Raw genomic sequence first — 13,847 nt, 5'->3', positions numbered from 1 at the left:
GATGAGTAAGCGACTATCACAAAATCAAATATTTTGGATATCTGCTTAAATACTGAGCTTTAGAATGATTAAAAGTTTTTATAGTGCTGAAGCTTGGTAACATCTACCGGAGCATAAGTTTATTTTCGGCCGTGGTTATTTATATAGGAGGATGTGATTAAACAAAATTTTACATTAAGTAAATCCTTAAATACCAATGCATTGGACTTTTTCATTTTCCATCTTTTGATATATAAAATGGACTTTATCACAACCTCCTATAGCTGCCCACACCAGAAAGTAAACTCATACACAAAGATGTGTTATCAAATCAGGAGGAATAACATGGAAAAGATATTCATTATAGAGGATGACTCTAGAATAAGAGAGGAACTTTGTACATTTCTTAATAAATATGGCTATAATACTTCTTTCTCAATAAATTTTAAAAATATCGTAGAAGAAGCTATAAAGGAAAATCCAGCTATAATTTTATTAGACATTAATTTACCATACTATGATGGTTATTATGTATGTAGAGAGATAAGAAAGGTTTCTGAGGTGCCAATTATAGTAGTTACCAGCAGAGATGATGATTTAGATGAACTTATGAGTATAAATTTAGGTGCAGATGATTTTATAACCAAGCCCTATAACCTGCAGATTCTCTTAGCCAGAATTTCCGCTGTATTAAAGAGAACCTATGGAGCTGTACAAAGTGATCATCTAAAATACAAAGATATTACTTTTAACACAGCAGCTGGTTTAGTAGAATTTAATAATAATAATAATAATAATAAAGTAGAACTTACCAAAAACGAAAGTAAGATCTTACATATACTTATAAGCAATAGTGGAAAGATTGTTTCAAGAGATGAAATTATGAAATGCTTATGGCAGGAAGCAGAGTTTGTTGATGACAATACTCTTACTGTCAATGTAAATAGACTTAGAAAAAAACTAGAAGATCTAGGAGCAATTAATTATATTCAAACTAAGCGAGGACAGGGGTATATATTAGCATGAAAATAAAAGATTACTTCAAGGAAAAGTCTATTTTTATTGCAATTGAAATTATTGTACTAATATTTATGTCTTTGCTTTTAAAAGCTTTGAATCTTAACTTATATGCAATTATTTTTATAGCTCTTTTAAACTTTACAGCATTTATAGCCTTCTATTTCCATGATTATATTACTAAAAGCAAGTATTATAAAAAAGTGTATAGTAATTTAGATTCACTAGACAAAAAATATCTGCTTTCAGAACTCATTTCTGAAGGAGATTTTTTAGAAAGTAAAATTTTATATGATATTTTAACTAAAACCAATAAGTCGATGAATGATGAGTTAGGAAAATTTATTAATGATAAACAGGAATATAAAGAGTATATAGAAATGTGGATACATGAAATTAAAACTCCTATAGCAGCTATTAAATTAATTATTAATAACAATAAATCTAAAGTAACTTCTAATATTTTAAATGAAATAGAAAGAGTAGAAAACTATATAGATCAATCCCTTTATTATAGTAAAAGTAGTCAAGTAGACAGAGATTATATAATTAAAAAATTCAAGCTTAAGGAAAGCATTAACAGCGTAGTTATAAGAAACTCTAACACTCTTATTGAAAAACATATAAGAGTTAACATTGTAAAGTGTGATGAATTTATTTTCTGTGATAAGAAGTGGCTGGAATTTATTTTACATCAAATAGTAAGCAATTCAATTAAATACATAGAAAAAGCTGAAGGCGAAATTTTATTTGAAGGTAAAGCTAATAATGACAAAATAGTTTTAAATATAAGTGACACAGGTATTGGTATAAGTGAAAAAGCTTTGACAAATATATTTAACAAAGGCTTTACTGGCGAAAATGGAAGAAGATTTAGAGAGGCCACAGGTTTCGGCCTTTATTTAACTAAAAAACTTTGTGACAGTTTAGGATTAGGAATTAGTGTAACTTCTAAGGTAGGAATAGGAACAACTGTCTCTATAGTATTCCCTAAGAATAATATGTATTTATGCTAATACTCTGCATAGATACATATTATTTTTTATCTTAAAATGCTTATAGACATCCACATCCGAAAGTAGACTTATGCTCCGGTAGATGTTACCAAGCCTCAGCACTATAAAAACTTTTAACCATTCTAAAGCTCAGTATTTTGAAAATCTAAGAACATCTGATAAACTCGTACCTCAAACATATCAGAAGTCCTAAGATTTTCTAAAATACTTCGCTAAGAATGATAAAAAAGTTTTTATATGTACCTTCAGCTTTGGTAACATCTACCTGCGTATAAGTCTACTTTCTGGTTTTGATATCTATAAGTGACAAAATTGTTAGTTTCATGTTATGTTATTCTATGGTTTATATACATAGAAAAAGTTAATATATACATAAAGAACACTTATAATTCTTAAAAAACTCACCTTAGGAGAAAAATTATGATTAAAACATTATTAAAAGTTCAAAATATAGAAAAATATTATGGCACCAGCACAAGAGTGTCAAAAGCAATTAATAACATAAGCTTTCAAGTTTGTAGCGGAGAGTTTATAGGCATTATGGGTCCTTCTGGCAGTGGTAAAACTACCTTATTAAATTGTATTTCCACTATAGATAAAGTGACTAGCGGACATATCTATATAAAGGATAAAGATGTAACTGAACTAAATAAAAAGGAATTAGCTAAATTTAGAAGAGAAGAATTAGGCTTTATATTTCAAGATTTTAATATACTAGATACTTTAACAGCCTATGAAAACATAGCCTTAGCACTTAGCATACTGAAAGTAGCTAGTGAAGATATTGATAGTAAGGTAAAGGAAGTAGCAGAAAATCTTAATATAACCCCTGTCTTAAATAAATACCCCTTCGAACTATCTGGAGGAGAAAAACAAAAAGTAGCTGCAGCTAGAGCCCTTATAACAAATCCCTCTTTGATAATGGCAGATGAACCCACAGGAGCTCTAGATTCTAAAAATGCCAAAATACTTCTTGAGACTTTAGATAACTTAAACAAAATCAGGAATTCCACAATAATGATGGTAACTCATGATCCCTTCACAGCTAGCTTTGCCAAAAGGATATTGTTTATTAAGGACGGCAGGATATTTAATGAAATCCTAAGAGGAGAAGATTCTAGAAGAGAATTTTTTAATAGAATTATAGAAGTAGTAACTCTTCTTGGAGGTGACCTTACAAATGTACATTAAAATTGCCAAAAAAAATATAAATCGCAGCTTCAAGGATTATACTGTATATTTTTTAACTTTAATATTTGGAGTATGTATCTTTTATACTTTTAATTCTATTAGTTCCCAAAAACTTATGATGAAGCTTAATGAATATGAAGCCCAAAACTTTATAAAAATAGATGAATTAATGTCTATGGTATCAATATTTGTGTCTTGCATACTTGGATTTTTAATAATATATGCCAATAACTATATAATTAAACGTAGAAAAAAAGAATTCGGCATATATTTTACCTTAGGTATGGATAACCAGGAAATATCAAATATATTATTGATTGAAACTGTTTTAATTGGAGTATTTTCCTTAGCACTAGGGTTATTTTTAGGAGTGTTTTTATCTCAAGGTATGTCAATTTTTACATCAAAACTATTTCATCTAGAACTTACAGCTTTTAAATTTACCTTTTCTAGTAAAGCCTTTGTAAAAACTATAGCCTATTTTTTAGTAATTTACTTTATTGTATTTCTCTTTAATATCATATCAATATCAAAACTAGAACCTATTGATTTACTAACAGATGGAAGAAAAAATGAAGAGATAAAACTTAGAAGCTTAAAAACCTCAATAATAACTTTCATCCTTAGTATATTTTGTATAGCAATAGCATACTTTATAATTTTAAGTGATTCTTCAAGGATAATATTTGCAGATAGAACTATCTCTATACCTATAGCTTTTGTTGTAATTGGAACCTTTTTATTTTTCTTTTCCTTATCAGGATTTTTATTAAGATTAATTCAAAGTAACAAGAGATTATATTTAAAAGAACTAAATATGTTTTTATTAAGGCAGGTAAACAGCAGGATAAATACTAATTTTGTATCTATGTCCTTTGTATGCTTAATGATATTTATGTCAATATGTTTGCTTGCTGGTGGATTTAGTATTAGCAAAACTTTAAATAAGAATATAGATGATTTACCACAATATGATGCTGAAGTGCTTTATGATGGCAAACTTCCTATAAAAGATTTCTTAAATAAAAACATAAACTTAGGTTATTATACAGAGGATTATGTTACTTATGATTTATATTTCAATAACGATGAAGAATTAGGAATTAAAAATTATATTGATAAGGAAGAAATAGAGAAAAATAAGTCAAATACATATGTTAAAAAAGATAGTTTAATACAAATAATGAAGCTGTCTGATTTTAATAGTGTTATGAAATTCTATAAAAAAGAAGGCATAACCTTGAATAAAGGAGAGTATGCAGCCTTTGGAAATATAAAAGAACTATTACCATCTATTCAAAAGTCAATAGATAAAAAAAGAAAAATTAAAGTTTGTGGTCAAAATTTAATTCCCTCTTCAAAGCCTGTTATGTACATCACTATGAATGAGATTTTTAAATCCAATGCCTGCACTTTCATAGTAAGAGATGATTTAACATATGGATTAACACCACCCTTAAGCTATCTAGTTCTTAATTTTAAAGGTGATAAAGTTAAAAAGGAAAAAGAACTTTTAAAGGAAGTAAATAAATTAGATAAAAATAAAAAAAGTGAACTAACTATTATATGCAGTACCAAGGAAAAATCTAAAGCAAACATTTTTGGGCTTGCAGGAGTTGTCTCTTATTTAGCTCTTTATATAGGATTAGTATTTTTAATAATATCTGCGGTAATACTATCTCTTCAACAAATGTCTCAGTGTGCAGACAATATTGAAAGGTACAAGCTGCTTAAGAAAATGGGTGTAGATGATGAAATGTTAAATAAAGCAATATTTATCCAAACAGCAATTTATTTTATACTTCCCCTATTTCTTGCCTTAATTCACTGCATTGTTGGGTTAAAAATAACTGAAGTAATAGTAAATTTTTTAGGGGCTGTTAATATCACCTTACAACTTTTAATAACTGCACTTATTTTTATAATAATCTACGGAGGATATTTTTGGATTACTTACAATGGAGCTAAAAAAATGCTGAAATAAAGCTTAAGAATATCTTAAGGAATTACAGCCTAATTATTTAAGAATTCTTTTGTAGAATATGAATTGAAAAAGTTCCATTTAAATATATGATTTTTGAAAAAATATAAAATGACAGGAATGTTTAGCATAAAGGAGAATGAACATGAAAAAGTCTGTACTAAAAAATGAAAATTATTACAAGATTATAATGGCCTCAGGTATGGCGCTATGCATATTATGGGTACTTTTTATAGATACCAAGCCCTTTTCAGATTTTGATTATTATTATAAATTGTCAGTAGATATAGCAAAGGGTCTTCCATGGGGAGATACCTATACCTCTGTAGGCTACTGCATGCTGCTTGGAGGAATCTTCAAACTTTTTGGAGCAAGTCTATTTAAAGCAAAACTTCTCAATTTGTTTTTAACTTTTGTAAGTTACATATTCTTTCATGTTCTTCTAAAAAGAATAAATTTAAAGGAAAGAGATAGAAAAATAATATTTACAATATTTGTTTTTATGCCTAATAACATATTTTACAATAGCTTAGTAGCTACAGAGCCGCTCTTTACTACTATATTAATTTTTATCACTTTTATATATTTTAGTAATATTAAATATAAATATATGTACATAGGTGTACTTGTAGGATTAAATACCTTAATAAAACCCTTCTTTATTGTATATTTCTTTGCTATTTTTCTATTGGAGCTTCTAATAGAGAAAAAAATTGCTGCAGCTATAAAAAATTCCTTAATAATTTTAGTGATTTGTATTATTACCATATCACCATGGATATATAGAAACACAAAACTTATAGGTCAATTCACCTATGTTTCTAACAATGGAGGAATTGTTCTATATATAAATAATAATTCTCAAAATAAAATAGGAAGATGGATGCCAGTAGAAAATGTGGAAAACTCCATAGTAAAAACTAATCAATATAAGAAAGCTAATATGACAGAGAAGAATAAAATGCTTAGTAAAGCAGCTAAAACATGGATAAAAGCCCATCCAGTACAATTTATAGAATTAGGTTTTAAAAGACTATTCAATGTGTATTTTTGGGGTGATGATGTACTTTACAGTACTTATGGAAGTATGGTAAGTGCTTCTGCTAAAGATATTCTATTTACAATCGCTAATGACATTAGAAGTATAATCTTTGCACCAGCTATAATATACATATTAATTTATAGTTCAGCAATTTTAAGGGACATATGGAAAGGAAAAACTCAGCTTTTAAATAAATATACCCTATATAATGTGATATTATTTTATATGTTTACGAGTGTATATTTTGTAACAGAAGGGCAAGGTAGATATGCTTTTCCTGAAATATTTATAATGATATATTGTTTTTATTGTTTTATTAGGCTTTTAAAACATAAATATAAAAAATACTTTAACCCTTAAGAAAGGATGTTAACATTTATGAAGATTTCTACTGAAAATTTAAATATGACATACTCAAAGGAAACAAAAGCTTTACAAGATATTTCTTTAAAAATAGAAGGTCCTGGTGTTGTTGGAATCTTAGGTCCTAAAGACGCGGGAAAATCAACTCTTATAAAGCTTTTGATTGGAGAACTTCAAGCAGAAAGTGGACGAATTTTCGTGGATGATATACCTTTATTTAAAATAAAAACAAAATTAAAGGAAACTCTAGGATATCTTCCTCAGTCCTTAGTCATTTATGACGAGCTTAATGTATGGCAGTTCCTTGATTATATAGCAGTGCTGAAAAAAATTAAAAATAGAAAAAAGGCAATTAAAGAAGTTCTCCAAAAAACAAATCTAATAGATAAGCAAGAGGCTTACATTTCCACCTTATCTGTTGGTGAAAAACAACAGATTGGCATTGCTCAAGCTCTTCTAGGAATTCCTAAACTATTGATTTTTGATGAACCAACCGCCAGAATTTCTAAAGAAGAAATAAGTAATTTTTATAAATTAATTTCTCAAACTGCAAAAGAATCTACTATTTTATTAGCTACTAACGTAATTGAAGACATGGAGTCTATATGTGATAAATTAGTTGTTATAAGTGAAGGTAGAATTTTATTTAATGGAAACCCAGAGGATTTGCTTTCTTTGGTATCTAATAATGCTCAAAAACTTACTTTTAAAGCCGCATATATACAGCTTATTGGAAAAGAGGTGCTAAAACTATGACTTTTCTCTCTTATCTTAGAGTAGAATTAAACCGTATATTTCATTTAAGAAATGTTTATATCTCTATTCTACTAACAATATTTTATCCAGTAATAGGTTATTGTCTGAAAAAATCTTTATTTAATCAAGTTTCATCCCCCAATTTAATTAGTAATTCCTATACAGATGCCATAATAATAAGTGGAGCTTTATTTTCACTATTAGCCTTAAGAGAATTTTACCATGCAAATAAGGTTAGAGCATTAATGGATAATATTATATCTCCCTTACTGCTCAATATAGTGAGAATAATCTCCATAGAAATAATAGCTATTTTTAGCTCTGTTATTACAGGATTGATGTACATGCCTTATGTTTTAATGAAATTACAGTTCAGTTTTGATCCATGTACATATTTCAAAAGCTTTTTTCTGGTTATACCTTTTTTTACATTACTATCAATTTTAACAGTGTTTCTATTTTATCAAATTTACTGCTTAAGTTTACCTTCATAAAAAACTTTCATAACCCTCATAACATCTTCTTTCATATCACCTATTGCCCAAGAGGTAATATCATGATAAAAAACTGTTCCTTCTAAGTTCGGTTCCATATTCAGCATCAACAGAATCCATTCCATCCAAAAGTAATATATATTGCTTTTAATGGAACGGATTCTGTTGATGCTAAATCTATTAGGTGTTATCGCACTATAAAGAAATACTCCAGGAATCATTTCAAAGCCAATGATGAACCAATATCCTTCAATGCAGTGTGCAAATCTTCCCTTTTATGCGCTGGTCCATTTCGCAAACCAGTAACAACAGGTACCTCTTTAACATCAAATTCCAGCAATTCAAACATGTGTTTTGTATAATCAATATAGGACTGAAACAGGCTAGAATCAGGATTACCTTGATTAAATGCAAGAATCAGCTTTTGTTTAGCTTCATTTTTGCATTTGAAATACGGAGAAAATCGAGGAGAGAATCGTGCATACAATCTGTCGGTGAATATCTTCGCCTGGGCACTCATCTGCCCCATGTAAATCGGCGATCCGAGAACAAGTGCATCAGCATTCTCAATCGCGTCATAAAGTTTCTGCATGTCGTCATTAATAATACACCCTCGAGTGCTCTGTTTGCAGCCATTACATCCCTGGCATGGTTTAATATCAAGATCGCTAAAATTGAAGGATTGAACTTCGGCGCCTTGTTCTTTCGCACCTTCAAGTATTTTATTTACTATCCAAGCTGTATTTCCTTCTTTCCGTGGACTTGCTATAATTCCGATAATTTTAATATTTCCTCCTTGCATCTCCGGTTTATTTATGGTTTCTTCTGTGTATTGTACATTCATTTAAAATTCCCACCTTTCGAAAAATAATAATTATGTTTCCTTGTCAACAAAAATATTCTATCATTTTATTGTTTCCTTGTCAATAATAAAAAAGAGCTGTATCAACCTCTGATGTTATAGAGTCTGATACAGCCCTGTTTAGGCTAATTCTTATTCTATCATAACTGTGTATATTCTCTATGTAGTTATTTCTTTAGAAAAAGAGTTTTTCCATACTTCAAGCATATATCTTTATATAAAATAATTATAAATTATAAATATCAGAAAATTCTAAATGTATTTTTTCCACATTGCTTTGCTGCTGCAATTCATGATTTTCTTTAATATTTTCTTCTAATATTGTTTTAACTGGCAGTTCAATAATAAACTCAGTACCATTACCGTATTCACTTAATGCTGAAATTTTACCACCATGCATTTCTACCAGTGATTTAACAAGTGAAAGTCCTATACCACTGCCTTCATTGTTTCTGGTAAGGGATTTATCTACTTGTCTAAAACGATCAAAAATAATATCTTGCTTATCTTTTGGAATACCAATCCCAGAATCCTTCACTGATATTATTATAGTTTCTCCCTTATCGCTTATATTCACATTTATATTTCCACCTGCATCGGTAAACTTTATAGCATTTGATAAAAGGTTTAACATAATTCTTTCAATACTGTCTGGGTTGCAAGCAATTATCTTCTCTTCTACATCTGTATCAAATACTAACTCTAAACCTCGATTGACAACATAATTATTTACCGATAATGTTATATCTTCAACTATGTTTACAATATTATGATTCTGATATTTAATTTCATAAAATCCTGCATCGATTTTCGTAATATCAATCATGTTATTTACAAGTCTTAACTGCCTGTAACAATTCTGTTTCATAACATTCATATGTTCCTTCAAATTTATAGATTTATTATACTCCGTAGTATCTTTTATCTTACTATCGATAAGCTGTAAAGTGCTCATAATAACATTCAGTGGTGTCCTCAATTCATGTGAAAGATTGCTAAAGAAATCATTCTTAAGTTTATCTAAAATATTTGCTTCATCTAATAATGCTTTTTTGTTTTTATTTTCCAGCCGCAATTCATTTTCTATCTTCTGGTACGTTATATCTCTTAAAATAATAAGTTCTGCGTCCTCATTTTCCATTGAAAATGGCATTGAGTTAACTTCAACATAAATTTCTGAGCCGTCCCAACGAATAACTTTTTTCTCTAATAGTGCAGCTATATTCTCTTTATCCATTTGTAACTGCTCATTAATATTTAAATACATGTTAATCGGCTTTCCAATCAAATTATCAATATTTTTTTCCTGTAATAAATTAAGTCCTGCTGCATTAGAAAAAAGTATCTTACCATGGCTTATTATCATAATAGCAAAAGGTGAAAGCCTTACAAGTTTTTCGTAATGTTCCATACTCCTTCGCTGATTTTCTTCAGCTTCCTTAAGAGCTGTAATATCAACAAGAGATATAACAACACCTTTTATAAAATTTTCATTTGTTCGATATGGAGAATATTTCAATAAATACCACCTATTATTTAAGCCTTGAACTTCTTTTTCAATAGGAACAAGACTATCCATCACTTCACGAGCTTGCTTAACTAAATCCTCATTTTTTAAGTTATGAGCAATATGGCTAATTGGACGGCCAATGTCCATTTCTATAAGATTGATCTCTCTAGTTATTGCTGGTGTGAATTTCCTGACACACAGGTTTGAATCAAGAAAAAGAGTTCCTATGGATGTACTGTTTAAAAAGTTCATCATATCATTGTTTAAATCTGCTAATTCTTGTATCTTGTATTGATATTGTGTATTTACAACGATTAATTCCTCATTAACAGATTGAAGCTCTTCATTAGTGCTGTGCATTTCCTCGTTTGATACCAAGAGCTCCTCATTGGCTGATTGTAGCTCCTCACTTGAAGTCTCTAGCTCTTCAAGTGAAGTTTGAAGGTTCTCTTTTGTGTATTGAAGCTCCTGCTCCAGGTCTGTAATACGCTCATTCAATTTGCTTATTGTGTCAAATTTCTCCACGTAATTATCCTTCATCTCATCGCTTTTAATTTCTTCAAATACTACAAAAATAAGATTCCCACTCTTCTTTGTAAATAGAGGTTTGACAATAAGATTAATACTGATTTGTTCTTCACCTAATTTAATTTTTATATTTGTATAAGTAACTTTTACCTTTTCTTTTTTAACTTTGCCGATTGCAGTTCCTAGAGCTGTAGATAGTTCCTTAGGAACCATCTTTTGTATATCATAATATACCTTTCCCCTTGGTATCTTCAAATATTTATCACAATCCCCACAAACCTGTACAAGTTCACCATTTTCATCTACTAGCACACTGGGAGGCAAACATTCCTCTACTAAGCTTTCATAAATATCTTCCATTTCCCAATTACTCCTTATCTTTCTTGTATGATCATTATACTTACTCTTTTGTTTAGCTAACTTTATTCCAGTTGTTATAATAGAAAAATCATCCACAAGCGGACGTTTTTTCATATCTTTTCTTTTATATATCTTATATTTACTATCTACAGTAGAAAAATAACTTTTTAGCTCCCCAGTAGTTTCACTTATACCTAAAAACATATAGCCCTGTGCTTTAAGTGCAAACTGGAAGGTTGAAAGAATTCTGGTTTGAAGCTTCGGTTGAAAATAAATCAACAGATTTCTACAAGTTAATAGGTCTATTTTATAAAATGGTGGATTATTTATTATATTATGACTCGAAAAAACTACCATTTCGCGAATATATTTTGAAACCTGATAAGTATCTCTCTTTTTAATGAAGTAGCGGTTGAGTCGTTCAAGAGATACATCTTCTGAGATGCTTTCAGGATAAGCCCCTACACTTGCATATTCTATTGAACGAATATCAATATCTGTAGCAAATATTTTTAGGCTAATATTTTTTTTAACCAGGTCCATGTGTTCCTTAAATAATATTGCCAGGGAATATGCTTCTTCACCAGTACAGCATCCAGCTACCCATACTCTGATTACAGTATTGTCTTTATTACTATCTACAATTTTAGGAATAACTGAATTCTTTATAACTTCAAAAGCTTCTTTATCTCTAAAGAATCTCGTTACTCCAATCAATAAACTATTGTATAAAGAATCTATCTCTTCTAAGTTATCCTTTAAATATGAAAGATACTCCTCAAGGGTTGATGTTTGGCAAATTCTTATACGTCTTTCAAGGCACCTTAAAACAGTACTCTGCTTATAAAGGCTGAAATCAATGGAGTGCTGTTTATTAATAATATTATAAATTTGAGACAGGGTTTCAGTACCTTCGTCTCCTTCTTGTTCATCATTTTGATTTATAACTATCAATGAAGATTGTCCTACATATTGTAATAATTTTTCAGGCATCTTGGTAGGTGATAAGATATAATCACAAATATTCGTGGCAATTACACTTCTTGGCATACCGTTGAATTTCGCACTCTTCTCGTCTTGTGACATAACAATACCACCAGCTTCTTTAATAACTCCACACCCCCTTGTACCATCACTGCCCGTTCCCGATAATATAATTCCGATGGCTTTCTCACCCATATCTTCTGCGAGGGATTCAAAAAAAGTGTTTATTGTAAGATTAATTCTATGACTTGTCTCCTGCTCCTTTAAACAAAACCGCTTCTGTGAAATAGTTACAGAAAATTTTGGGGGATTCAAATAAATACATCCTGGTAAGACTTTCATTCCATCCTGTATTTGAAACACCTTCATTTGTGTATTTCTTGATAATATTTCAGGCATAAGACTTTTATAATCCGGAGATAAATGCTGAATTACTACAAATGCCATATTACTGGCAGAAGGCATGCAAGTAAAAAAATGTTCCAGCGCCTCCAAGCCTCCTGCAGAAGCCCCCATTCCTACAATAAAGAAATCACTGGCTTTTTCTGATGATTCTGATTCATTTATTCCTGTTCCAAAATCCATAATTTCGTTTCCAATAACAAAATTTTCATTATCCATTTTATGCTCTCCTTCAAATTGAATAATATTAAAGCTTTAAGATTTGGTTAATGTTTTACTATGTTTTGGATTATTTGTTATATTTAATCTAATATTACCATATTAATATAAAATACTGCAATAACAAAGGGTTTTTCCGGAATTTTCCATAACACTGCATATTCTAAGTATAACAATGTTCATTTATCTTAAATTGTATTATTAAAAACTCTTATAGTTTTTTCAATATCTGTTACATAAAAAAAATGTGGTGATTTCCACCACATTTTATCTGCTTTGTTAATTCCAAAATTTTGTTTTTATCTAGTTTTGTATATCTTATTTAAGTTTGGATAAATTAAAATTTAAATCCATTTATGCTTTTAACCCAAAAATTTGTTAACCAGAAAAGTTTTTAACTTTCCTCCACATATCTTTTTTTTATTTCATCTTCCGTATATTTTATAATTTTTATTCTTATATCTAGATACTTTTCCATCTCTTCACTGGTGAAATTTGACAATACGCTGCTTTGTACACTAGACATTTCCTCTACTAATTTATCAGCAAGTTCTACACCTTCTGATGTTAACTTTATATAAATACGCCTTCTATCCACAGGATGAGGTGATCTTTCTACCAGATATTTTTTTTGCAAATCATCTACCATATTAGTTGTGGTCTGCCTTAAAATAGCTAGCTTATCAGCAATTACTGAAGGTTCAATTCCATTTGGATACTTTCTTAAAAGTCTAAGTATACGATATTCAGAGTAACTAACTCCATGATATGTCATCATCTCATTAAGCCAAAAATTCATCTGAATATTAATGGGCGACTGATTATCTAGGGTATCCAATACTTTTTTACGGAATAAATTATCTACTTCTATTTTTGAATCATTCATTGCTATTCTTCTCACTCCTAGTTTATCTAAATATTTAAAGCATGATTGATGCTACATAACTATATTATATAATTAATTACTCATATGTAAAAGAGTACAAACAAACTATACAAGAACAATATTTTTATGAGAGGACAATTGTCCTCTGTCCTCTAAACAATATTTTCTAACCTTTTGCTGTCATATAGATACCCGCACCAGACACTTAACTTATACGCAGGGATATATTTACATTCTGGAAGACACATTTAAATACT

Annotated in this window: 10 protein-coding genes; 6 read left to right on the top strand and 4 right to left on the bottom strand. The window is 29.5% G+C overall.

Features of this window, described 5'->3' with window-relative positions; all coding sequences use genetic code 11:
- Positions 1–324 precede the first annotated feature (324 nt).
- The 6 genes from I6U48_RS16165 to I6U48_RS16140 all read left to right on the top strand — a co-directional run bounded on the left by I6U48_RS16165 (position 325) and on the right by I6U48_RS16140 (position 7,345).
- On the top strand, positions 325–1,005 hold the full coding sequence (locus I6U48_RS16165; RefSeq protein ID WP_218321501.1) for a response regulator transcription factor: 681 nt from the start codon (positions 325–327) through the stop codon (positions 1,003–1,005).
- Positions 1,002–2,012, top strand: coding sequence for a sensor histidine kinase (locus I6U48_RS16160; RefSeq protein ID WP_218321500.1), 1,011 nt, complete (start codon positions 1,002–1,004; stop codon positions 2,010–2,012). Before I6U48_RS16165 ends, I6U48_RS16160 begins: the two co-directional genes overlap by 4 nt.
- Positions 2,013–2,432: 420 nt before the next feature.
- Entirely contained in the window at positions 2,433–3,203 is a 771-nt protein-coding gene (locus I6U48_RS16155; RefSeq protein ID WP_246615396.1) for an ABC transporter ATP-binding protein, read from the top strand.
- A complete protein-coding gene (locus tag I6U48_RS16150) occupies positions 3,193–5,187 on the top strand; it encodes an ABC transporter permease (protein WP_218321499.1) in 1,995 nt (664 codons plus the stop codon). The genes I6U48_RS16155 and I6U48_RS16150 overlap by 11 nt, the downstream gene beginning before the upstream one ends.
- Positions 5,188–5,329: 142 nt before the next feature.
- Positions 5,330–6,586 carry a glycosyltransferase family protein gene (locus I6U48_RS16145; RefSeq protein WP_218321498.1) on the top strand — a complete coding sequence of 419 codons (1,257 nt, stop codon included), beginning with the start codon at positions 5,330–5,332 and terminating at the stop codon, positions 6,584–6,586.
- 18 nt (positions 6,587–6,604) lie between these two features.
- Positions 6,605–7,345, top strand: coding sequence for an ATP-binding cassette domain-containing protein (locus I6U48_RS16140; protein ID WP_218321497.1), 741 nt, complete (start codon positions 6,605–6,607; stop codon positions 7,343–7,345).
- 469 nt (positions 7,346–7,814) lie between these two features.
- On the opposite strand, the gene I6U48_RS30130 is transcribed toward I6U48_RS16140, so the two are convergent.
- The 4 genes from I6U48_RS30130 to I6U48_RS16125 all read right to left on the bottom strand — a co-directional run bounded on the left by I6U48_RS30130 (position 7,815) and on the right by I6U48_RS16125 (position 13,590).
- Entirely contained in the window at positions 7,815–7,946 is a 132-nt protein-coding gene (locus tag I6U48_RS30130; protein WP_281421829.1) for a hypothetical protein, read from the bottom strand.
- A gap of 110 nt (positions 7,947–8,056) precedes the next feature.
- The gene (locus I6U48_RS16135; protein WP_218321502.1) at positions 8,057–8,626 is read right to left on the bottom strand and encodes a flavodoxin family protein; all 570 of its coding nucleotides are present in this window, start codon (positions 8,624–8,626) and stop codon (positions 8,057–8,059) included.
- A gap of 301 nt (positions 8,627–8,927) precedes the next feature.
- A complete protein-coding gene (locus I6U48_RS16130) occupies positions 8,928–12,704 on the bottom strand; it encodes a chemotaxis protein CheB (RefSeq protein WP_218321496.1) in 3,777 nt (1,258 codons plus the stop codon).
- A gap of 394 nt (positions 12,705–13,098) precedes the next feature.
- Entirely contained in the window at positions 13,099–13,590 is a 492-nt protein-coding gene (locus I6U48_RS16125; RefSeq protein WP_218321495.1) for a MarR family winged helix-turn-helix transcriptional regulator, read from the bottom strand.
- Between the last annotated feature and the right edge of the window lie 257 nt (positions 13,591–13,847).

This window comes from Clostridium thailandense (assembly GCF_019207025.1).
In the GTDB taxonomy this organism is placed as follows: domain Bacteria; phylum Bacillota; class Clostridia; order Clostridiales; family Clostridiaceae; genus Clostridium_AM; species Clostridium_AM thailandense.
This window is presented reverse-complemented; position numbering and strand designations above follow the sequence as displayed.

Coding starts and splice junctions, on each gene's coding strand:
- I6U48_RS16165 (WP_218321501.1), top strand. CDS start 325: ATGGAAAAGATATTCATTATAGAGGATGACTCTAGAATAAGAGAGGAA.
- I6U48_RS16130 (WP_218321496.1), bottom strand. CDS start 12,704: ATGGATAATGAAAATTTTGTTATTGGAAACGAAATTATGGATTTTGGA.
- I6U48_RS16125 (WP_218321495.1), bottom strand. CDS start 13,590: ATGAATGATTCAAAAATAGAAGTAGATAATTTATTCCGTAAAAAAGTA.
- I6U48_RS16155 (WP_246615396.1), top strand. CDS start 2,433: ATGATTAAAACATTATTAAAAGTTCAAAATATAGAAAAATATTATGGC.
- I6U48_RS30130 (WP_281421829.1), bottom strand. CDS start 7,946: ATGCTGAATATGGAACCGAACTTAGAAGGAACAGTTTTTTATCATGAT.
- I6U48_RS16150 (WP_218321499.1), top strand. CDS start 3,193: ATGTACATTAAAATTGCCAAAAAAAATATAAATCGCAGCTTCAAGGAT.
- I6U48_RS16145 (WP_218321498.1), top strand. CDS start 5,330: ATGAAAAAGTCTGTACTAAAAAATGAAAATTATTACAAGATTATAATG.
- I6U48_RS16140 (WP_218321497.1), top strand. CDS start 6,605: ATGAAGATTTCTACTGAAAATTTAAATATGACATACTCAAAGGAAACA.
- I6U48_RS16160 (WP_218321500.1), top strand. CDS start 1,002: ATGAAAATAAAAGATTACTTCAAGGAAAAGTCTATTTTTATTGCAATT.